The organism is Chryseobacterium sp. OSA05B (assembly GCF_019970065.1).
In the GTDB taxonomy this organism is placed as follows: Bacteria; Bacteroidota; Bacteroidia; order Flavobacteriales; family Weeksellaceae; genus Chryseobacterium.
Map to the genome: position 1 here is coordinate 217,707 of NZ_JAHXYH010000005.1, position 20,874 is coordinate 238,580.

At 37.1% G+C, this 20,874-nt stretch carries 22 protein-coding genes and 1 pseudogene; 12 read left to right on the plus strand and 11 right to left on the minus strand.

The annotated features are described in order from the left end of the window. Positions 1 to 4: 4 nt before the first annotated feature. From LC419_RS19155 to rpsL, 10 genes and pseudogenes are all read right to left on the minus strand, one after another. Entirely contained in the window at positions 5 to 502 is a 498-nt protein-coding gene (locus LC419_RS19155; RefSeq protein WP_223608846.1) for a low affinity iron permease family protein, read from the minus strand. Positions 503 to 585: 83 nt separating this feature from the next. Further along, positions 586 to 1,410 (minus strand): GLPGLI family protein, encoded by an 825-nt coding sequence (locus tag LC419_RS19160; protein WP_223608847.1) that lies wholly within the window; start codon positions 1,408 to 1,410, stop codon positions 586 to 588. 136 nt (positions 1,411 to 1,546) lie between these two features. Beyond that, a pseudogene (locus LC419_RS19165) lies at positions 1,547 to 1,645 on the minus strand (30S ribosomal protein S10); the annotation flags it as partial. Positions 1,646 to 1,731: 86 nt separating this feature from the next. Further along, positions 1,732 to 2,961 (minus strand): PepSY domain-containing protein, encoded by a 1,230-nt coding sequence (locus tag LC419_RS19170; protein WP_223608848.1) that lies wholly within the window; start codon positions 2,959 to 2,961, stop codon positions 1,732 to 1,734. 456 nt (positions 2,962 to 3,417) lie between these two features. After that, entirely contained in the window at positions 3,418 to 4,035 is a 618-nt protein-coding gene (locus LC419_RS19175; RefSeq protein ID WP_223608849.1) for a hypothetical protein, read from the minus strand. 18 nt (positions 4,036 to 4,053) lie between these two features. Continuing rightward, a complete protein-coding gene (locus LC419_RS19180; RefSeq protein WP_223608850.1) occupies positions 4,054 to 6,225 on the minus strand; it encodes a TonB-dependent siderophore receptor in 2,172 nt (723 codons plus the stop codon). A gap of 409 nt (positions 6,226 to 6,634) precedes the next feature. Further along, entirely contained in the window at positions 6,635 to 6,940 is a 306-nt protein-coding gene (gene rpsJ, locus LC419_RS19185; RefSeq protein ID WP_002661363.1) for a 30S ribosomal protein S10, read from the minus strand. A 17-nt stretch (positions 6,941 to 6,957) separates the two neighbouring features. Beyond that, positions 6,958 to 9,075, minus strand: a complete 2,118-nt coding sequence (gene fusA, locus LC419_RS19190) for an elongation factor G (protein ID WP_223608851.1) — start codon at positions 9,073 to 9,075, stop codon at positions 6,958 to 6,960. 6 nt (positions 9,076 to 9,081) lie between these two features. Then, positions 9,082 to 9,558, minus strand: coding sequence for a 30S ribosomal protein S7 (rpsG, locus tag LC419_RS19195; RefSeq protein ID WP_055987532.1), 477 nt, complete (start codon positions 9,556 to 9,558; stop codon positions 9,082 to 9,084). 23 nt (positions 9,559 to 9,581) lie between these two features. Continuing rightward, positions 9,582 to 9,995 (minus strand): 30S ribosomal protein S12, encoded by a 414-nt coding sequence (gene rpsL / locus LC419_RS19200; protein WP_002983146.1) that lies wholly within the window; start codon positions 9,993 to 9,995, stop codon positions 9,582 to 9,584. Between the two features lie 465 nt (positions 9,996 to 10,460). Between rpsL and LC419_RS19205 the strand changes: the two genes are divergently transcribed. The 12 genes from LC419_RS19205 (at position 10,461) to LC419_RS19260 (ending at position 20,281) form a co-directional block, all read left to right on the plus strand. Then, positions 10,461 to 10,937, plus strand: a complete 477-nt coding sequence (locus LC419_RS19205; protein WP_223608852.1) for a Dps family protein — start codon at positions 10,461 to 10,463, stop codon at positions 10,935 to 10,937. A gap of 93 nt (positions 10,938 to 11,030) precedes the next feature. Next, on the plus strand, positions 11,031 to 12,209 hold the full coding sequence (gene pncB, locus LC419_RS19210; RefSeq protein ID WP_223608853.1) for a nicotinate phosphoribosyltransferase: 1,179 nt from the start codon (positions 11,031 to 11,033) through the stop codon (positions 12,207 to 12,209). Between the two features lie 75 nt (positions 12,210 to 12,284). After that, positions 12,285 to 12,755 (plus strand): YciI family protein, encoded by a 471-nt coding sequence (locus LC419_RS19215; protein WP_223608854.1) that lies wholly within the window; start codon positions 12,285 to 12,287, stop codon positions 12,753 to 12,755. Positions 12,756 to 13,386: 631 nt separating this feature from the next. Further along, a complete protein-coding gene (locus tag LC419_RS19220) occupies positions 13,387 to 13,851 on the plus strand; it encodes a hypothetical protein (protein ID WP_223608855.1) in 465 nt (154 codons plus the stop codon). A 51-nt stretch (positions 13,852 to 13,902) separates the two neighbouring features. Beyond that, positions 13,903 to 14,469, plus strand: coding sequence for a cysteine hydrolase family protein (locus LC419_RS19225; protein WP_223608856.1), 567 nt, complete (start codon positions 13,903 to 13,905; stop codon positions 14,467 to 14,469). Positions 14,470 to 14,613: 144 nt separating this feature from the next. Next, complete coding sequence (locus LC419_RS19230) at positions 14,614 to 14,850, plus strand: hypothetical protein (RefSeq protein ID WP_223608857.1); 237 nt, start codon at positions 14,614 to 14,616, stop codon at positions 14,848 to 14,850. Positions 14,851 to 14,981: 131 nt separating this feature from the next. Beyond that, entirely contained in the window at positions 14,982 to 15,737 is a 756-nt protein-coding gene (locus tag LC419_RS19235) for a DUF5995 family protein (protein WP_223608858.1), read from the plus strand. A gap of 79 nt (positions 15,738 to 15,816) precedes the next feature. Next, positions 15,817 to 17,313 (plus strand): DNA recombination protein RmuC, encoded by a 1,497-nt coding sequence (gene rmuC / locus LC419_RS19240; RefSeq protein ID WP_223608859.1) that lies wholly within the window; start codon positions 15,817 to 15,819, stop codon positions 17,311 to 17,313. Between the two features lie 4 nt (positions 17,314 to 17,317). Next, a complete protein-coding gene (locus LC419_RS19245; RefSeq protein ID WP_223608860.1) occupies positions 17,318 to 17,743 on the plus strand; it encodes a hypothetical protein in 426 nt (141 codons plus the stop codon). 18 nt (positions 17,744 to 17,761) lie between these two features. Then, positions 17,762 to 18,610, plus strand: a complete 849-nt coding sequence (locus LC419_RS19250) for a LytTR family DNA-binding domain-containing protein (RefSeq protein ID WP_223608861.1) — start codon at positions 17,762 to 17,764, stop codon at positions 18,608 to 18,610. 91 nt (positions 18,611 to 18,701) lie between these two features. Then, the gene (locus tag LC419_RS19255; protein WP_223608862.1) at positions 18,702 to 19,487 is read left to right on the plus strand and encodes a CPBP family intramembrane glutamic endopeptidase; all 786 of its coding nucleotides are present in this window, start codon (positions 18,702 to 18,704) and stop codon (positions 19,485 to 19,487) included. Between the two features lie 26 nt (positions 19,488 to 19,513). After that, a complete protein-coding gene (locus tag LC419_RS19260) occupies positions 19,514 to 20,281 on the plus strand; it encodes an RNA methyltransferase (protein ID WP_223608863.1) in 768 nt (255 codons plus the stop codon). A gap of 144 nt (positions 20,282 to 20,425) precedes the next feature. Here the strand turns inward: LC419_RS19260 and LC419_RS19265 are convergent, their stop codons facing one another. After that, entirely contained in the window at positions 20,426 to 20,767 is a 342-nt protein-coding gene (locus LC419_RS19265; protein WP_223608864.1) for a hypothetical protein, read from the minus strand. Positions 20,768 to 20,874 lie beyond the last annotated feature (107 nt).

The window sequence follows — 20,874 nt, forward strand, 5'->3', positions numbered from 1 at the left end:
ATCATTACGATTCCTTTTTTTGTTGCTGTTTCTGTAACCATTCTTCGTGTTTCCTTTTAAAAAAATCGTGTTTATAATTCTGATTTCTTTTAGCAGCATCAATAGAATGAGAGGTATGGATGTCATCGTCTTCTTCCGCAAAATCTGCCAGCTTTTCGTAGTAACAGTGAAGCTGATCCAGTTCTTTTTCTGTGAGGTCTTCTATATCTACAATTCTGTTACTTGCTTTTTCATTGGCGGCCAGAAGTTCGTTCAGTTTGATTTGTATCGCTTTGGAGTCTTTGTTCTGTGCTTTCTGAATTAAGAAAACCATCAGGAAGGTAATAATGGTAGTTCCGGTATTGATCACGAGCTGCCATGTTTCGGAATAGTGAAAAACAGGTCCTGAAAACGCCCAAGCTACAACGATAGCTGTTGCACCGAGAAATGCATACGAACTGCCTGTAAATTTGGTTGCCCAGTCTGAAAATTTTTCAAAAATACTTTTATCTTTATTAGCCATATTATTAGTTTTAATCAATTCTTAACCATCAAAAACTCCGCCGAAGTGGCAGAGTTTTGAGGTTCGTTTATGGGTAATTATGATTAATATTTCATGGCCTTATTAAGTTCAATTGGATTATTGGTTTTCCTCATCATTTCCTGAACTTTTTTATTGAGCTCGTTGAATTGTTCTTTGCTTGTAATCTTAGTTCCCATTACATTCATTTCTCCCTTCATATTATCCTTATATTCATTTCGCATATCCTTCAACGGATCATCATAGAATTCCTTTTTTTTTCTGATTCTTATATTCTCTGATATTTCCAATGGTTTTGTTCCGTAAAATGTTTCAAGAAAACCAACCGTATTGTACGTTTCTTTTAAATTGCTGTTTTTAACTAGTGTAAAAATATAATTTGACTTAGAATCTTCCAGCTGAAAAATCAAGCCCGGAAGTCCCCGGAATTTATACGGACCTTCTGAAATATTTACTTCTTTATTGAACCATGCCGTCCAGATTCTACCTCCGAAATTCGTAGTCGCTTTTTGTAATGTATATTCACCGAACTTCTTCGTTTCGTTGGTTAAATTCCAGCTTATTTTATCTTCAGATGGAAAGGAAAACATATCGTGCCCTACTAGTTCATAATTTTGATTCTTAAATGAGTTTCTGTCTCTTTTTACTGACGGAAACCAGCCTCCGTAATGATGTGCATAATTTCCATTTGCTTTATTAATAGAGTCTGCCTTAAGATAATCGTATTCATAGAACTTTACATCTTTTGGATTGATGTCTAATGCGAAGTTAATTTTTTCATGTCCTTCTTTTGCACTGTCCATCTTAAATTGCATTTCATAAATAAATCTTTGAGTCTGCGCAATTACACACACATTGATAAACAACATTATTAACAGGATTCTTTTCATAGTTCTTTTTTTTCAAATATACAATTAAAACAGAACCTTGCAATACCTAATAATGTTAATTTTAAAATTCTCAAAATAAGTACAAAAAATCCCTCTTCTTTCGAAAAAGGATTGTATAATAATGATCATTAAATTATCACACTTTAGTTTCAACATCTACACCTGAAGGTAACTCTAATTTCATTGGAATATCAACAGTTTTAGAAGAAGAATAGATATCCATCAATCTCTTGTAAAACCTTGCCAGGCATTTCTTCAGAACTTAAACTTCCAGACATAATTTAAAAACAGAAATATTTCATCCCCAGCTCAGGTAAAATTTTACTTTGATTTTGATGAACTTCCAGCTTCCATCTTCCCGTTTCCTTTCTTAAATCTGTGCCACCAGATCAGGAATCCTGTCACGGGTAGTGAGCATCCAATCAATGAAACGATGAAATACAGAATGATACTTGGCAGTCCCATGATTTCGCCTGTATGCAGTGGTTTGACTAAAGCGGTGAACTGTTTATTCAATGGTTTAGCTGAAAACAATTCTTTGGTTTTAAAGACTCCGGTTTTGTCGAAAGTGATTTCATCCGGAAGCATCATCCCCAGGAAATTTTGGGTATTCGTCTTGATGACAACGTATCTTGGATTTTCTTTATTGGGAAGTTCGATACTGGTCACCGCTGTATAAGGAAGCTGCTTGTTGGAAAGCTCGAGAATCTTGTCTATAGATGCTGAAGCTGTATTTTTAAGGTTCTTTTTTTCATCCTGTTTCTGCAGCATATCCTTAAGAAGTCCTCCGAAAGGATCATCACCGCTTTTTTCTTCGGCAATACGGTCAATCGATGAACCGCCTAAGCTTACAATAAGACCGTTTTTCACCCAGGGATACGTGACATATAATCCAGTAACTGCAATAAAGAAAAGCATGAGAAAGGTATAAAAACCTAATGTATTGTGCAGGTCGTAATTCACACGCTGGAACTTCGCTTTAAGTTTTACGGCGAGTCCCTGTTTCAGGAACTTCAGCTTTTTGGGCAGCCATAGAATCAATCCGGAAATTAACAGCAGACAGAACACCAGGACAGATGCTCCAACAATCTGCCGTCCGGCATTTCCCATCATCAGATTTCGGTGAATATCGAGAACAACTTCAAAAAAGCGGTTGGCTCCCGTATCAGCCTGCCCCAGAATCTTACCGGTATATTGATTATAGTACGAACTTTTATCCAACTGGTTTTCCCGGTAGGAAACGACATAACTTCTGTTTTTGCGATCCGGTATGAGAAGTCCTGTAAGTTCTTTTCCGTTTTTCAGCAACCCGGCCTGGATCTGATCCGGCGTATGGGCAACGTATGAACCTGCAGTAATATAAACCAGGTCTTTATTGTAAAGGTCTGTGATCTGATTTTTGAAGGCATACAGACATCCGGTAAGACACATCACAAACACAATACTACTCGACAGAAGCCCCAGCCAAAGATGGATGATCCACATCAGGTATTTGATGAATGATTCATTTTTTCTCCGTTTTCGGTAAAGGCTTTTAAATAATGATTTCATTGAGTTTCGGGAGTACGAGGTACGGGTTTCGGGTTTGAGGATATACGAGTTAATCGGGTACGAGATTCAATGGAGAGTTTGGTTGATTGTGGTCATATCGTTTACAAAATTTGCTATAAAAAGATCTCATGTCTGAAATCTGATATCTGATATCTGATATCTTGACTCTAAAATTTACCATTCACTTGCAAAGCAAAATTCACTATTGACCTTTCAGTTTCCGGCAACAATCTCTTTAACAGCAAAAACATTAAGACAGGAAATACTGCCTTAATGTTTTCTAATTAAAATTTAATATGAATGTTTCTTAATTCAGAATGGAAGCACGAAGCCTGATGATGGAAGTTATCTCAGTTTAAAGAATGACTTTTGCAAACTTTAATAAGTAGACCAAAAAAAACAGTTACCGACTAACATGACTTCCAACTTCGAACCTTTGCTAAGTTTAGAACTTAATTATTTTCTTCCCTTAAACTTGATATCTTTTACGATCTCTTCGAACTTCGTATAGTGTTCCGGGGTAAGAGCGGTCTTGATCGCTGCTTTTCTCTGGGCATCAAATTTCTCCCAGTATTCTTTAGCAAGATCATTGTTTCCGTGATACACATCATGGGCATCATTGAATGCTTTTTCAAATGCATCGTTGGCTGCATTCACTACTTTGAATTCATCTTCTGAAAGCTGACCTTCCGTTTTGATTCTTTCAAGAATAGCGTTGTCATATCTCGGTCTTTTTCTTGAATTTTCATCAACGAATTTGTTGAACTTTTCCATCTGAGGACCATCAAGAACTTTAGCCATTTCAACAGACTGCTGTGCTCTCAGTTCTTCATTTTTGATTCCCAATGCCACTCGGTCCATATTTCCACCCTGCGCTTTTGCAGCCTGGAAGTTCTGTTCCTGAAGGTCCTGGTATTTCTTAGTAATCCCGTCAAAGCTTTTCACCTGATCCGGGGTAAGCTGTACTTCAGTTTTAAACTGATTATAGTCGATTCCTTTCTTTTTGTCCCCTGAACATGCAATAGATACTGCAGCCAGAGCAAAGGCTAAGAATAATGTTTTTACACTTTTCATAATGAATAATTTTGCTGATTAGAATTTATAATTTACCTGTACGGCAAAGTTTCTCGGTTGAATCTGATCGATGTAGCCGCCTCTGAAATATGAATTGTACCCTACAGCATCAAAAATATTGTTGAAGAAACCTCTCAGCCCCAATCCGTTTTTGAAGGTATACCCGATCTGAGCATCTACGGTAGTATATTCCGGCATGTTGAAAGGTTTTTCACCAGGCTGTGTTCCGTTGACGTGACCATTTTCAGAATTCGTATAAATCTGCTTGAAGTCATCAACCGGCCTGGTTCCTACATAATAAATTCCTGCTCCTACGTCAAGTCCTGTTAAAGCTCCTTCATTAAATTTATAATTCAGCCATGCATTTGCAGAATGCTTGGGAGTATTGATAGGAGCCGAACCATTTACAAATGAAGGACTGTCTTTATACTGGGCATCTACATAAGCCCACCCCGTCATTACCTGAAGATTGGGAAGGATTTTCCCGATCAGTTCTATCTCCATCCCTTTCCTTCTTAATTCACCTGCCATTGCATAAATTCCGGTACTGTTTCCGTCTTTCAGAAGTTCATAGGACAAATTATCCGTGTTAATATCAAAGAACGTAACATTGAATCTTAATCTCTCATTAAGCCAGTCGGACTTTATTCCTGCTTCCCATTGCTTTGTTGTGGAAGCTCCTACTGTACCACCACCAAGCAATGCATTGTTTGAACTTCTTAATGAAGTAGTGCTTGTATATGAACCAAAAACATTCATATTTTCAATAGGAGAAACCATGATTCCCAATGATGGGTTCCAAGCAAAATCTTTTTCTTTATCAGAACCGATTAATCTGCTGTAACGAAGTCCTAAATGGGCTTTGATGTATTTATTAAAAGTGATGACATCCTGTGCCATTACTCCCATAGTTGGGGCTACTGCGTTAACGGCATTAGCTGTTGCAAGATTGATATTAACTCCTGCAGGAAGAATATTATTAACATCATTCAAAACATTGATCTGGTCAACCTTTTCTGCTTTATAAGAAGTTGTAGTCACATTAGATTCTTTCCAGTCAAATCCCAGCTGGAAAGTATGTTTCATAAAACCGGTCTTTACATCTGCCCCGATAAAGTCAAACTGAAAGACTTTGTTTAAATCTTCTCTGTCTGATCTAGTCAGTGTTCGGTCACGTAGTTCATTTGGATTGTTTCTATTCACCGGTGCCAAAGCAGCACCTACAATTTCAGAGTGATAAGAAGAGCTTATATAAGCTGCTCTTAACTTTAATTTTTCGGTAAGTTTTCTTGTTACCGTTGTAGAGAAATTGAAGGTCTCGATTTTTGCATTATCTGAAGTAAAACCCAGGAACTTCCTTCCCGGCATTCTGTATATCGCTTCCACATCTCCTTTGGCAAGGTTCACTGTTCCTCTGTCCGGTGTGGTGTTATTCTGCATATAATCCATCTCCACTATGATCTCCGTCTTATCATCAGGACGGAATGCAATAGATGGGTTTACATAAATACGGTCTGTATTGATAAATCTTCTGAAGCTGTTGTTATCCTGGTAAGCAGCATTCAATCTTACGGCTACTTTGCCCTGAGCATCCAGAACTCTCTGGAAGTCTGCTGTGGCTCTGTAAAAATCCCAGCTTCCGTATCTGAAACCAACATTGGTTTCATTAATAAACTTAGGAACTTTAGTCACTACGTTGATGACACCACCGGCAGAACCAAGTCCGTCACCGATTCCCTGCGTTACTGCAGCAGAACCTTTAATCACCTGAATACTTTCCACTCCCTGCATGTCCGTAAGCATAGCTCCTGTACGGAAATCAGAATCCATCTGAACCCCGTTCTTTAAAACTGGTACTCCGCGATACCCTCTGATAGACATACTTTCTCTTGTTCCCCCATAGCTTCCGAACTGGGTAACACCAGGGATGTTTTTAGCGACATCAGTTACAGTCAGTCCTCCAAGATCTTCAATTACTTTATAGGAGATCACGGAAATACTCTGGATCTGGTCTCTGGTTTTCAAAGGAAGTCTGGTAATGGCTTCAAGGCCTACCGGCTGTTTCTTTTTTTCACCAAACAGTTCTACTTCATCAATCTCTTTTGATTTTTTAATAGAATCATTCACTTGCTGTGCGTTTACAAAAACCCCACCTAATACAAGCAGAGAAAAGGATACTACTTTATTCATCTGATAATTTTTTGCAAAATTATTATTTTTAATAATTCTAAATAAATAAACCTAAGTGACATATCTCACCTCGATATGACTAATCATTATCAGATTATAAATGAGCCTCCGTATGTGGTAGAGATCTTTTAACGATACCGTAGCATCATTCAAGGGACCATGTTAAAGTAGACTTATGGGTATAAAGGATGAAATAGCAGGAAATGTGAATGGTCAATTTTAGAATCAAGATTTCAGATTTCAGAAATGAGACTTTTAAGAAATGGCTTAAATTAAGGTTAAGAAATGGGAATAGTCAATTTTGCTTCGCAAGTGAGTGGTGAATCTCTTAATAATAGCCGATAGTTTAAACAAAAAAATCCGCCCCTAAAAAGGGACGGATCTATAATCATTGCAAAGTATGCAGTTATCACACTTTAATTTCAACGTCTACACCGCTTGGTAACTCTAATTTCATTAGAGCATCAACAGTTTTAGAAGAAGAAGAGTAGATATCCATTAGTCTCTTGTGAGCTGAAAGTTGGAACTGCTCTCTTGCTTTCTTATTTACGTGCGGAGATCTCAACACAGTGAAGATTCTCTTATTAGTAGGCAATGGAATTGGTCCGTTTACAACAGCACCAGTAGCCTTTACCGTTTTTACGATTTTCTCAGCAGACTTGTCTACCAAGTTGTAATCGTAAGATTTTAGTTTTATTCTGATTCTTTGTGACATTTTTCTAATTTAAAAAATTAACCTTTTGCTTTAGCTATGATTTCTTCAGCAACGTTTTGTGGAGTAGCCTGATACTTCTCTAATTCCATAGAAGAAGTAGCTCTTCCTGATGAAAGTGTTCTTAGAGTAGTAACATATCCAAACATTTCAGAAAGTGGAACAGAACCTTTGATTACAACAGCTCCGTTTTTCTCTTCCTGACCACTGATTGTACCTCTTCTCTTGTTAAGGTCACCAATGATGTTACCCATATATTCTTCCGGAGTTACAACTTCCAGTTTCATAATAGGCTCCATAATTACTGGCTTAGCAGCACGTCCCGCTTCTTTAAATCCTAATTTAGCAGCCATTTCAAAGGAAAGAGCATCAGAATCCACCGCGTGGAAAGATCCGTCTTTAAGAACAACTTTAATACCTTCAACTTCGAAACCAGCCAAAGGACCGTTCTTCATTGCAGCTTTAAAGCCTTTTTCAATAGCAGGAACAAATTCTCTAGGAACGTTACCACCTTTGATCTCATTGATGAATTCTAAACCAATTTTACCTTCGTCAGCTGGTCCTAGTTCAAATACAATATCAGCAAATTTACCTTTACCACCAGATTGTTTTTTGTAAACTTCTCTGTGTTGAGCAACTCTTGTAAGATTTTCTTTGTATTCAACCTGAGGTTGACCTTGGTTAACTTCTACTTTGAATTCTCTTCTCATACGATCTACAAGAATGTCAAGGTGAAGTTCACCCATTCCTGAGATAATCGTTTGACCAGAAGCTTCGTCAGTTTTAACCTGGAAAGTAGGATCTTCTTCAGCTAGTTTAGCTAGAGCGTTACCCATTTTATCCTGGTCTGCCTTAGTTTTAGGCTCAACAGCGATACCAATTACCGGATCAGGGAAAACCATCGATTCAAGAACGATTGGGTGTTTCTCATCACACATTGTATCACCAGTTTTGATAGATTTAAAACCTACCGCTGCACCAATATCTCCTGCTTCAATATATTCTACAGGATTTTGCTTGTTAGCGTGCATCTGATAGATTCTAGAGATTCTTTCTTTATCACCTGAACGAGTGTTCAAGATATAAGAACCTGCATCAAGTCTTCCAGAGTATGCTCTGAAGAATGCTAATCTTCCCACGAACGGGTCAGTAGCAATCTTAAATGCTAAAGCTGCGAAAGGCTCGTCTACAGATGGTTTTCTTGTAATATCAAGATCTGTTCTTGGGTCAGTACCTTTGATATCATCTTTATCCAATGGAGAAGGAAGGTATTTACATACTGCATCCAACATAAACTGTACTCCTTTATTCTTGAATGAAGAACCACAAGTCATTGGGATAATAGATAAATCGATAGTAGCTTTTCTAAGAGCTTCGTTGATTTCGTCTTCTGAAATTGAATCCGGATCTTCGAAGAATTTCTCCATCAAAGTATCATCATAATCAGCAACAGCTTCAACTAATTTCTCTCTGTATTCCAGAACTTCAGCCTTCATGTCTTCAGGAATTGGCACTACTTCAAAAGTAGCTCCTTGTCCTGCTTCGTCCCAAACGATAGCTCTGTTTTTAATTAAGTCTACTACACCTTTGAAATCTTCTTCAGCACCGATTGGTAAAACGATTGGAACTGCGTTTGATCCTAACATAGTCTTAACCTGGTTTACCACGTTAAGGAAGTCAGCACCTTGTCTGTCCATTTTGTTTACGAATCCCATTCTTGCTACTTTGTAGTTGTCAGCAAGTCTCCAGTTTGTTTCAGACTGAGGCTCTACTCCATCTACTGCAGAGAATAAGAATACCAATCCATCTAATACTCTCAAAGATCTGTTTACTTCTACTGTGAAGTCAACGTGTCCCGGTGTATCGATGATGTTGAAGTGATAAGACTTACTTTCAGGTAAAATTTTACCTTGGTCAGTCGGGAAGTTCCAGTTACAAGTAGTCGCTGCAGAAGTAATGGTAATACCTCTTTCAGCTTCCTGCTCCATCCAGTCCATTGTAGAAGCACCATCGTGAACTTCACCAATTTTGTGGTTAACACCCGTATAGAATAAGATTCTTTCTGTAGTAGTAGTTTTACCAGCATCAATGTGCGCAGCAATACCAATATTTCTTGTAAATTTAAGATCTCTACTCATTTCTAATTAGAATTTAAAGTGTGAGAAAGCTTTGTTAGCTTCCGCCATTTTGTGAGTATCAGATTTTTTCTTGTAAGCAGCACCTTCTTCTCTTGAAGCCGCTACAACTTCGTTAGCCAATTTCAAAGCCATTGACTTATCGTTTCTCTTTTTAGAGTAAAGGATTAACCATTTCATTGCCATAGAAATTTTTCTATCAGCTCTGATTGGCATAGGAATCTGGAAGTTAGCTCCACCTACTCTTCTAGAACGTACTTCTACGTGAGGCATAACGTTTGTTAATGCATCTTTCCAGATTTCAAGGGCAGTCTTTTCAGTTTCTCCTTTTTTAGTTTCTACGATCTCTAAAGCATCATAGAAAATTTTGAATGCAATTGACTTCTTACCATCAAGCATTAGGTTGTTTACGAATCTAGTTACCAATTGATCATTAAACTTCGGATCTGGTAACAACGGTCTTTTTTTCGCTTTTGTCTTTCTCATTGCTTCTGTACCTTATTTAATGATTATTTTTTCTTTCCTTTTGCTGGTGCAGCAGCTGCCTGACCTGGCTTAGGTCTCTTAGCTCCATACTTCGATCTTCTCTGTGTTCTTCCATTTACACCTGCAGTGTCTAAAGCACCTCTTACGATGTGGTAACGTACTCCCGGTAGGTCTTTCACCCTTCCGCCTCTCACCAATACTATCGAGTGCTCTTGAAGATTATGTCCTTCGCCCGGGATGTAGGCGTTGACTTCCTTCCCGTTAGAAAGTCTTACCCTTGCAACTTTTCTAAGTGCAGAGTTAGGTTTCTTAGGAGTGGTAGTATATACTCTCGTACATACACCTCGTCTTTGTGGACAAGAATCAAGGGCAGCCGATTTGCTCTTCTTGGCAAGCGTGGCTCTTCCTTTTCTTACTAATTGTTGAATAGTAGGCATTTAATTGCTTTTTATTTTAGGGTGCAAAAATAGGAATATTTTTCCAATCTACAAAAACTTATATGAAAATTAAAATCAAACACTTACACCAAAAAGACATTGCCTGTGAACAGCTCAATAACAGACTTCCGATATATGCTGAGAAAATGTAAAATAAAGAAGGTTATTTTTTATTATAGACTCTGTATTAAATAATTGTAAAATTTATTCTATCCACTCTGCGCTCCACCTTTTTTTCATCTTATGACTTTTCTATATTCTTTTAAAGAAAAATACATTCCGGTGCATTCTCAAACCAATTTCATTTATACCTTATTATATAGTATTATTTCGTCATTACTTTAAATTGAATATGTATCATGTTTCCAAACTATTTTAAAACATTTTCTTATAGTTATCTTCTATTGACATTGAAGTCCTTTCGGCACAATATTTTCTAATTTTGTTAATATAAAAAATAAACTTATGAAAAATGCAAGCATTATCGGTTTAAAAGAAGCCGACTGTAAAAACATTTCAGAAAAACTAAATATCCTTTTAGCCAACTATTCCATTTTCTATCAGAACACAAGAGGTTCACACTGGAACATCAAAGGAGATCAATTCTTTACGCTTCACCCAAAGTTTGAAGAATTGTACAACAGTCTGGTACTAAAGATCGATGAGATCGCAGAAAGAATCCTGACATTAGGAGCCACTCCGGCCCACAACTACTCCGACTATCTGAAAGTATCTACGATCAAGGAAAGTAAAGAAGTAAGTGACGGTACAAAAAGCGTAGAGAATATTTTAAGTTCATTTAAAGTAGTTCTGGATTTACAGAGAGAACTTCTGGACATTACAGATGCAGCGGGAGATGAAGGGACAAATTCCCAGATGAGCGACTACATAACAGAACAGGAAAAAGAAGTATGGATGTACAATTCTTATTTAGGGAAGTAACCGACAGAAATACACTGATAAATAAAAAAATCGCCTTACATTTAGGCGGTTTTTATTTTAAATGACTATATTTGCGTTAAAATTACACATATTATGTACGACGTTCGATTAAACTCTATACTGGATAATGATTTCTACAAAATCACCATGCAGAATGCAGTGGTCAAATTATTTCCAAGCTCTATCGTAAAATACGAATTCATCAACAGAGGAAAGCACCAGTTTCCGGAAGGCTTTGATGCAGCTTTAAAAGAAGCCGTCAATAAAATGGCAGAGCTGAAGCTGACCAAAGATGAAAAGAAATTCATGGCAAGAACCTGTCCCTATATAGACCTTCCCTACCTTGATTTCCTTGAAGGCTATCATTACGATCCGTCTGAGGTGAAAATCCATCAGGAAGGAAGCGAGCTCTCTGTAACCGTGGAAGGACTCTGGTACCGAACCATCCTTTGGGAAGTTCCATTACTGGCCCTGATCAGTGAGCTTCATTACGAAATGAATCACATGGAAAGAGATTCCAATGATATCGTGATGAGCAGAACTCTGGAAAAAGCAGATTCTCTGGCACGACTTGGCGTTAATTTCGCAGAATTCGGGACCAGAAGAAGACACTCTTACAAAGTACAGAATCTGGTCATGGAAGCTTTAACACAAAATAAACAATCCACATTCATAGGAAGCTCCAATGTTCATTTTGCGATGAAGTTCGGGGTAAAACCAATCGGCACCCACGCCCACGAATGGTTTATGTTCCACGCGGCAGAATACGGATTCAAAATGGCCAATGAAATGGCTCTTGAACATTGGGTAGACGTCTACAGAGGAGACCTTGGAGTGGCTCTTTCCGATACCTATACCACAGATGTTTTTTTCCAGCAGTTTGACAAGAAGTTCGCGAAACTGTTTGACGGCGTTCGTCACGACAGCGGTGATCCCCTGGAATTTGCAGACAAGACCATTGCCCATTATAAAAATAACGGAATCAATCCTTTATTCAAATACATCATCTTCTCCGATGCCCTGAACCTTGAAAAGGTAGAAGAAATCACCAATTACTGCAAAGGAAAGATTGGAGTTTCATTTGGAATCGGGACCAATCTTACCAACGATGTCGGTTTAAAACCAATGAATATCGTCATGAAACTGATCGGTGTACAGGCTCCAAACAAAGAATGGATTCCAACGGTAAAACTTTCCGACGAACATGGAAAATATACAGGAGATCCAAAAATGATTGAATTGGCTAAGGAATTTTTGAGAATAAAAGATTAGATTAGAGTTTAGATATCAGACGTCAGATTTCAGACATAAGATGTTAGATGTTGGACTTATAATACAATCATTGCTATGAAATTAAAAATTTATGTATCCATCTCTTTTTTAATGGCAATTTTATCTTTTGCCCAGGAAAAGAAAGCAGAAAAAGCAAAATTCAACCAGGAACTAGCGACCTCTCTCGGTGCAGATCAGTATGGAATGAAAGCCTACACGATTGTCATGCTGACCACTGGCAGTACAAAAATTGAAGACAAAGCTAAAATGGGCGAAGTGATGAAAGGCCATATGACCAATATCGGAAAGCTGGCTGATGAAGGAAAAATTGTAGTAGCCGGTCCATTTTTGGAGAAGAACAAAGAAAACTACCGCGGTATGTTTATCTTCAATACAAAATCTAAGGAAGAAGCTGAGCAATGGGTAAAAACAGATCCCGCTGTAAAGGCAGGCGTCTTCAGTTATGAAATTTTCCCGTGGTACGGATCTGCAGCGCTACCTTTATATCTGAAGCATCATGAGGAAATATCTAAAGTGAATCCGTAAAAGAAGTGGGTTTTTACAGTAAATTTTCAGAACAGGATCTGATCGAATCTTATAAGAATCAGATGGATTATCAGGGCAAACCGGATCAAGAGATCATAGACGAAATTTTAAGCAGAGGATCTCTGGAAGATTTTCATGATAAAATTAAAAATCAACATTTGTTTTTGAATGAACAAAACAGACTGATAAGAGAGATTCATGGCCATTACATGAACAAATTATCTAAAAAGGAATGTTTAGCATTACTAAATTCTGACTTGTTATCTGATAAAACCATCGGAATCCTTGTTAATACAAAATACAATCAGATCCATCGGAAGGTGGAGAATTTAAAAGTTGATTCAGATACTTTGATGTTCAGCATTTTTGGGACTATCATAGCCTCGGTTGTCAGTACTATTGTTATTTTGATCATTTTATACAAATTTATATTTCTATCCGTTTTCTCTTTTGGTTTACTTATACCTGCTTACATCATTAATTATTGGATCATAAGATTATTCACAGGAAAAACACGTGATAATTTGGCTGTATTTATTGCTTCATTTATAGCCTCTGTACTTAATTTTGTGTATCTTATTTTTCTTATTAATTATTCATAATAAGATAATCCTCTAAAAAAACAAAACAAATGGGCCTATTATCAAACATTCTTTGGGCTTTTCAAAGGAAAGGCTACAGTAGCATCGAAGATTTCAATAAAGAAATCACAGACTACCAGACACTGATATTAAAAGAGAAAGCATCCTGGGAACCTTATAAAACCGTAATAGATGCACCTGAAATAAACGTTTTCTATGAAGCCTGGATTAAAGGGAAAGAAGATATTGCAGATAATGAAACAATCATTGGTGATGAAGATGATGTATTCAGTGAAGACAATAGTGACTATGGCATGTTTCAGGTTGAGTTTTCTGCAAGACTAAAAGCAGGCAACGGGATCAACTTTACAGCTCTGGATCTGCTCTATCAGTTACAAAATCAGGTCAGTCAAAAAGACCTCGGAGATCACATCTTTTTTGAAGGTCTCACACCAAACGATGCCGGGCAAGAAGAGAATGACACACCAACTTTCTCTATGAATTTAGGAAGCTAAGCAAATTACATCTCCATTACCCAGCAGGGTATCTAATTAAAATCACATGATATGAAACTTCGGGATAAAAAACCAGCCTTACTTTTAATTGACATTCAAAAAGGATTTCTTGATGAACAGTATTGGGGCGGAAACAGAAATAATAAAACAGCGGAAAAAATCAGTGGAAAAATATTAGAAAAATGGAGAGAACTGAATCTGCCCATATTCCACATCAGACACAGCTCACTAAATCCCGATTCAAAACTGCATGAAACCCATACCGGATTTGAATTCAATGATTATGTTCTGCCAAAAAACAATGAGCCTGTCATTACAAAAAATGTAAATAGCGCTTTCATTGGAACTGATTTAAAAGAACAACTTGATCAACAGGACATAAATTCTTTAGTTATTATTGGAATAACGACCAATCATTGTGTTTCTACCACCACAAGAATGGCTGGAAATTATGCCTATGAAACCTATGTAATTTCAGATGCCACTGCAACTTTTGACAGAGTAGGAATACATGGTGAAAAATACGATTCAGAATTAATACATCTTACCAGCCTCGCTAATTTAAATGAGGAATTTGCCAATGTATGGAGTTCAGAAAAATTGCTAAATGAATTATAAATCGTCAAACCTTAGTCTGACTTGATAAAGATTGTATAAAAATCAAATAAATCATTATGTAACATTGTAGTGATTTATTTTTTTAGTATCTTAGGGATTCATTTTCAGAAATATACAAATTAAAACCATCAAAAAATTAATTCCATGAAAAAAACGAACCTATCCAAACTATCGAGAACGGAACTGAAAGAAGTATTCGGAGGAACACTGTATCCGGCACCATGTCCCGGAGGATGCCCGGGTGAGGCCATGATCAGATGTCCTGACGGCTCCACCACGATGACTAATTTTATATGCATGGGTAACAGATGTGAACCGGCCGCAATGTGCAAACCATTAATCCTTGAGCCCTTTCCAGGTCCGGTTATCGTCACTCCATAATCTGGTCAACAAAAATAAAGTGAGCTTTCCGGCTCACTTTTTCATTATTAAAAAGATCACCATACTCGTTTTCAAAGCAATACACCACTGATCACAGGTTTTTATTATCTTTAAATAAACAAAAAACTGCTATGAAAACGATTGAAGAAGTACTGAAAAAACTGGATGGAATCATCATCTGGAGCAAAGAAAACCAAAGCCCGGTGGGATATTTCGCATGCACGTACCGCATTATGACCGCGCAGGTGCTAAAAGGAATTCAACAGAAAAAATTTGAAGACAATCCGAGAATGATCCTACTCGACATCGCTTTTGCGCAAAGATACCTGGAAGCCTGGGAAAATTACAGCAAAGGAAAAAAATGCACCCAATCGTGGTACACCGCTTTTGAAGCGACGAAAAATAAAAACCTTTTGATTTTACAGCATATTTTCCTGGGAATGAATGCCCATATTAATCTGGACCTCGGGATTTCTGCAGCAATGGTGATGCCCTACCGTAAAATAAATTCGCTTAAAAAAGATTTTGAAAACATCAATACGGTCATCGCCTCGATCAATCAACAGGTTCAGGACTCGTTAAATACCATATGCTATCCCGTCAACCTCATTGACAAAATTTCCAACGGAAAAGATAACGCCATTCTGGATTTCGCCATTTCCAAAGCAAGAGAAACCTCCTGGGCAACAGCAGTTATTGCATCCAACACACCCAACTTTTTAAGAGAATCTGTTATCCATATTGTAGATTATGCCGCAGCAAAAGTAGCTTCGCAGATTTTAAATCCTAAAATATTGACCCCGGCTCTTACTAAAGAATTGAAAAAATGTGAGAGCAACGATGTGGTGAAGAATATTGAAATCTTATCCGGAACCAAAAATATTTAATACAGAATCATATGTTGAAATTTTGCTGGGTTTCCGTAAAAAGAATCAATTTTTCTTTTTGTAATTTTGAAACATGGAGATGACCTATTTAATTATCGGATGTATTGCCGGCGGAGTTCTGGGAGCCGTTATTTTGTATTTTGCCCTAAAATCGTCTACGGTTTCAAGAAGTTCTTATGATGAACTGAATAATCTGCATATCAAAACACAGTCTGATCTTGAAAATCTTCATCTGAAAGCTCAGGAACTGAGCCAAAATATCACCAGAGAAAAAGAACAAAACCAAGAGCAGGCTGATCTTCTGAACGATCTGAAAAATGAATACGCAAAAATATCTGCAGAACACGCTTCATTACATTCTCAGTTTTTAGAACAGAAGCAGTTCAATGTAAAGCAGACCACCCAAATAGAAACTTTGATTTCTGAAAAGCAACATGTTTTTGCAAAAAATGCTGAACTTTCTGCTAAAAATCAAAGCATGCAGCAGTCTCTTGATACACAGAAGGAAGAAATTACCAAAATTCAGGATGAATCAAAACTGCAGTTTGAAAATCTGGCCAATAAAATTTTAGAAGAAAAAACAGAGAAGTTCACCACTCTCAATCAAAATAATTTAAAAAATATTCTGGAACCCTTCCAGGAAAAAATAACCGACCTTAAAAACAGGGTGAACGAAGCCTATGAAAAGGAAAATAAGGAACGTTTCTCACTTGCTGAAAAAGTAAAAGAACTGGCAGAACTAAATCAACAGATCTCTGAAGATGCAAAAAAACTGACAAGAGCTTTGAAAGGGGAAAGCAAAACCCAGGGAAACTGGGGTGAAATGATCCTTGAGAGCATTCTTGAAAAATCAGGACTGGTCAAAGGAAGAGAATATTTTCTTGAACATGAACTTCGTGATGAAGATAATAAAGCCCTTTTTTCCGAATTTTCAGGAAAGAAAATGCGTCCCGATGCAGTTATAAAATATCCGGATGAAAGAAATGTGATCATTGATTCCAAAGTTTCTCTGACTGCTTTTACAGAACTGGTAGATGAAACCGACCAGGATGTATATGCCATAAAACTCAGCCAGCATTTAGGTTCAATCAAAAATCACATTCTGCAACTGAGTCAGAAAGCATATGACGACTATGGAAAATCGCTGGACTTTGTGATGATGTTCATTCCTAGTGAACCCGCTTATATTGCAGCGATGCAGGCAGACCAGAATCTGTGGAACTTTGCATACGACAGAAGGATCCTTCTGCTCAACCCAAGCAATCTAATCACTTCTCTGAAGCTTATTGCAGATCTCTGGAAACGCGAATATCAGAACAGAAACTCCATGGAGATTGCTGAACGTGGTGCGAAACTGTATGATAAATTTGTAGGCTTCGTGGAGAACCTTGAAAAAGTAGGAAAAAATCTGGACCAGGCTAAAAATGTTTACAATGATGCCTACAAACAGCTTTCCAGCGGGAATGACAATCTTGTGATCCAGACCCAGAAACTGAAATCGCTGGGTATTAAAAATAAAAAAGATTTACCACAAAGTCTTATTGACAATGGTAATTTTCTAGATACAGAAAACTAATCTTATGAAAAAAAGTCACATCATTTTAATAATCAGTATTCTCGTTTTTGTAATTTCTTTGGCTTTGCCCGCGGTTTTCACAGGAAAGGATAATGAGATGTATGGTTTGGCTCTTTTTCTACTGGGATGGACTGATCTTTTAGGAGACGGAACTTCATGGCTGGCGAATCCTATTCTTTTGTTCTCGTGGATTTTCCTCTTGGTCAAACAGCCTAAATTGGCAGCGTTTTTAGGTTTACTTTCTGTAGGTGTGGCGCTTTATTATTTTACGGAAACCGAAATAACCATTAATGAAGCAGGACATAAATCTCCTATAACGTCCTACGGACCGGGATATTATCTGTGGCTGGCGAGCTGTCTTACCATGTTTGCCGGCAGTTTACTTCTCTTACGTTCCAAACCGGATTCTCAGACCGTTTTGAAAAATTAAACTCCAAAAACTTATTGTATGTTTTCCTTTGCAGCCTATCCGTATCCCAAATCTGATTCTTATAAAGAGATTCTGGTTTCGTCAATGGTTGCAGGCCTTTTATTCTATATATTTCTCATCGTTTTCCAGCCTTTTGGAACAGAAAACTTCCATCATCAGTATAAGTATCTTCTGCTTTTCCCGTATTCTCTGATATTTGGAGCCGCTTTTTTTATTGCAGATTTCTGCATCATCCGTTTCAAAGACTGGAACATCGGCTTCGAATTACTAAAGCTGATCGGGATTATTTTTTTAGCCTCCATCCTGTCTTATTTTTACAATACTTTATTCGTTAGTCATGTCAAATTGAGTTTCAGCAACTTTCTTTATATGTTTCTCTACTGTCTGGCATTGGGAATTCCTATTTCCACCATTTATATATTGTCAAGATATATTTATTTAAAAAGCATTCACGAAAGAACAGCCAACCTGGTTTCAAAGCAGCTGGCAGATTATCATCAGCCAACAGATCATAAACCCGATACAACACTGAATATAGCTGCCAATCAGACGAATCTGCAGATTCCTGAGAGTCATTTTATCTGTGCGCAGTCTATGGAAAACTACTGTTCGGTTTACTTTATAGAAGATCATATGGTGAAAAAGGTATTGATCAGAATCAGCCTGTCCGATCTTTTGAATCAGATAGAGACCGATGGTATAAAAAAATGTCACCGTTCTTATATTCTCAATTTAAATCACGTCAAAAGTCTTAAAGGAAATGCACAGGGCTACAAACTTTTTCTTTCTGAAATTGATTTTGAAGTCCCAGTTTCCAGAAGCTTTATCTCATTGATTATTCCCAAATTAAAAGATTTAAAAACCTAACATTTGTAATTCGTCACATTTCTTTGTCATTGATCACTTTAATTTGGTCAAGCTTTCTGCAAACTGCAATTTTGTTCAAAATTTATAAACAATGAACAAAATCATTTCTTTCTTTTTCTTTTTTGTACTCGGATTTTCTGTGTATTACTTCTTTGATCTTTTTTATTTTAAGACCATTCAAACTTTCGTAAGAGAATTGTCAGGAAGTAAAGCCCTCGCTCATGTTGCAGCATACTCAGTCACTATGATACCGCTCATCATTACCTTAAAAATCTTATTCCCTAAAAAGAATATAGCTGATCTGTTTTCAATCAACAAATCTGTTTTAAAAGGTTTCAATCTGGCTTTTATAGGTACACTTCCAATGCTCGCAGGTTATTTAATCAATTTCAGCCTGACTGACAAAATTGATATTCAATCTCTGTTTATCAATACGATTTCATCTGCATTTTTTGAAGAACTTATTTTCAGAGCATTCCTTATAGGCATCCTCTACAGGTTTAGCAGACTGGGATTTATCACTTCTGCTTTATTCGGATCACTTCTGTTTGCGCAGGTTCATTTATATCAGGGAAGCAGCGGAACGGAAATTATAGAGATATTTCTGATTACATTTTTCGGATCCGTTTTTTTCTCATGGGTTTACTTTGAAATGGATTTTAATCTTTGGGCAGCCATATTTCTTCATATTTTAATGAATTTGTATTGGGAAATTTTCAATGTTTCGGAAAATGTTTCAGGAAACCTGTACGGGAATTCATTTAAGATTTTATCCATTATGTTGATTATAGCCATCATTATCTATAGAAAATACAATGATAAAGTTCTGTTCCGAATCACCCCAAAAACCCTTTTCACGAAAACTAAAACGGCCTAATCACAAATTTTGCATAATTTTGCAGGATGTTGATAGAAAGTTTTCAAAACGATAAAATAAAAAATGTCACCAAACTTCTGGCAGACAATCGGTTTCGTAAAAAATCAAAGGTTTTTGTTGTTGAAGGACAGCAGGAAAATGAAAGAGCTCTACAGTATGATTTTGAACCTGTAGAGTTTTTTATCTGTGAAAATATCTTTAAGGGAGTCCTTCCTGAAGGCAGAATTCACTATGTAAGTGAGAAAGTATACAAAAAAATCGCGTACCGGGGAAGCTCGGAAGGGATCATCGGAATTTATAACACCAAAGATAATGTGCTTTCATCATTTGTTCCTAAAGAGAATTCAACGGTAATTATTGTAGAAGGTGTTGAAAAACCTGGTAATCTGGGTGCCATTCTGAGAAGTTGCGAGGCTTTTGGAATTGATGCTCTGATTGTTGCGGATGGAAAAGCAGACTTTTATAACCCAAATGTTATACGATCAAGTGTCGGATGCCTGTTCGGAATGGAAGTTTATGATGCTGAAAATAAAGAAACTTTTGAGTTTTTGCAGAAAAACAACTTCAATATCTACACCACCCTTATGGATGAGACTGCTGAAGACCTTTACAAAAGAGATTTCAAACAGCGTTCTGCGGTATTATTCGGAACCGAGCATTCCGGCTTAAGTGATTTCTGGATCGGTAAAGGAAAAAATACTTTGATACCGATGGCGGGAAGTATTGATTCATTGAATTTAAGTAATGCGGTGGCTATCACATGCTATGAATCTTTGAAGCAGAAAAAAGGATAGATGGCTGTAAGGCGAAGAAAGCTGGAAGATTATAGTGGGAAGATTATGAAAGTCATCCTTATTTTGAATCTTCGAGAGTATAAAGCATAAAAAAACCGTCTCACCAGGTGAAACGGTTCTTTTATTGTTAAGCTTAAGCTAAAATTATTTCTTAGCAGCGTCTTTAACTTCTTTAGCAGCTTCTTTAGAAGCGTCTTTAGCAGCATCAGCAGCACCTTTAGCAGCGTCAGCAGCACCTTTAGCTACATCTTTAGCAGCATCAGCACCAGCAGCAGTAGTTGCAGCAGCAGCATCTTTAGTTGCGTTAACAGCAGTAGTAGCAGCAGAATCGATTACTTTAGCAGCAGAATCAGAAACTACAGCAGCAGAATCAGCTACGTTAGCAGCAGCAGAATCAGTTGCTCCTTCAGTAGAAGTAGCTTCAGTTTTTTTACAAGCAACTAGAGAGATTGCAGCGATAGCAGCTACGAATAATGACTTTTTCATAATAAATTAAATTTAATTTTGTTAATATTGTTTTTATAAATTTTCTTCTGTTCTGTTATTTGAACAAGACAAAGGTAGACCAGATAAGAAAGTTGTTTATGAAAAAT

What these genes read in the sequence shown, in the direction of transcription:
- LC419_RS19155 (WP_223608846.1), bottom strand. Translation starts at nt 502, where the DNA reads ATGGCTAATAAAGATAAAAGTATTTTTGAAAAATTTTCAGACTGGGCA.
- LC419_RS19160 (WP_223608847.1), bottom strand. Translation starts at nt 1,410, where the DNA reads ATGAAAAGAATCCTGTTAATAATGTTGTTTATCAATGTGTGTGTAATT.
- LC419_RS19170 (WP_223608848.1), bottom strand. Translation starts at nt 2,961, where the DNA reads ATGAAATCATTATTTAAAAGCCTTTACCGAAAACGGAGAAAAAATGAA.
- LC419_RS19175 (WP_223608849.1), bottom strand. Translation starts at nt 4,035, where the DNA reads ATGAAAAGTGTAAAAACATTATTCTTAGCCTTTGCTCTGGCTGCAGTA.
- LC419_RS19180 (WP_223608850.1), bottom strand. Translation starts at nt 6,225, where the DNA reads ATGAATAAAGTAGTATCCTTTTCTCTGCTTGTATTAGGTGGGGTTTTT.
- rpsJ (WP_002661363.1), bottom strand. Translation starts at nt 6,940, where the DNA reads ATGTCACAAAGAATCAGAATAAAACTAAAATCTTACGATTACAACTTG.
- fusA (WP_223608851.1), bottom strand. Translation starts at nt 9,075, where the DNA reads ATGAGTAGAGATCTTAAATTTACAAGAAATATTGGTATTGCTGCGCAC.
- rpsG (WP_055987532.1), bottom strand. Translation starts at nt 9,558, where the DNA reads ATGAGAAAGACAAAAGCGAAAAAAAGACCGTTGTTACCAGATCCGAAG.
- rpsL (WP_002983146.1), bottom strand. Translation starts at nt 9,995, where the DNA reads ATGCCTACTATTCAACAATTAGTAAGAAAAGGAAGAGCCACGCTTGCC.
- LC419_RS19205 (WP_223608852.1), top strand. Translation starts at nt 10,461, where the DNA reads ATGAAAAATGCAAGCATTATCGGTTTAAAAGAAGCCGACTGTAAAAAC.
- pncB (WP_223608853.1), top strand. Translation starts at nt 11,031, where the DNA reads ATGTACGACGTTCGATTAAACTCTATACTGGATAATGATTTCTACAAA.
- LC419_RS19215 (WP_223608854.1), top strand. Translation starts at nt 12,285, where the DNA reads ATGAAATTAAAAATTTATGTATCCATCTCTTTTTTAATGGCAATTTTA.
- LC419_RS19220 (WP_223608855.1), top strand. Translation starts at nt 13,387, where the DNA reads ATGGGCCTATTATCAAACATTCTTTGGGCTTTTCAAAGGAAAGGCTAC.
- LC419_RS19225 (WP_223608856.1), top strand. Translation starts at nt 13,903, where the DNA reads ATGAAACTTCGGGATAAAAAACCAGCCTTACTTTTAATTGACATTCAA.
- LC419_RS19230 (WP_223608857.1), top strand. Translation starts at nt 14,614, where the DNA reads ATGAAAAAAACGAACCTATCCAAACTATCGAGAACGGAACTGAAAGAA.
- LC419_RS19235 (WP_223608858.1), top strand. Translation starts at nt 14,982, where the DNA reads ATGAAAACGATTGAAGAAGTACTGAAAAAACTGGATGGAATCATCATC.
- rmuC (WP_223608859.1), top strand. Translation starts at nt 15,817, where the DNA reads ATGACCTATTTAATTATCGGATGTATTGCCGGCGGAGTTCTGGGAGCC.
- LC419_RS19245 (WP_223608860.1), top strand. Translation starts at nt 17,318, where the DNA reads ATGAAAAAAAGTCACATCATTTTAATAATCAGTATTCTCGTTTTTGTA.
- LC419_RS19250 (WP_223608861.1), top strand. Translation starts at nt 17,762, where the DNA reads ATGTTTTCCTTTGCAGCCTATCCGTATCCCAAATCTGATTCTTATAAA.
- LC419_RS19255 (WP_223608862.1), top strand. Translation starts at nt 18,702, where the DNA reads ATGAACAAAATCATTTCTTTCTTTTTCTTTTTTGTACTCGGATTTTCT.
- LC419_RS19260 (WP_223608863.1), top strand. Translation starts at nt 19,514, where the DNA reads ATGTTGATAGAAAGTTTTCAAAACGATAAAATAAAAAATGTCACCAAA.
- LC419_RS19265 (WP_223608864.1), bottom strand. Translation starts at nt 20,767, where the DNA reads ATGAAAAAGTCATTATTCGTAGCTGCTATCGCTGCAATCTCTCTAGTT.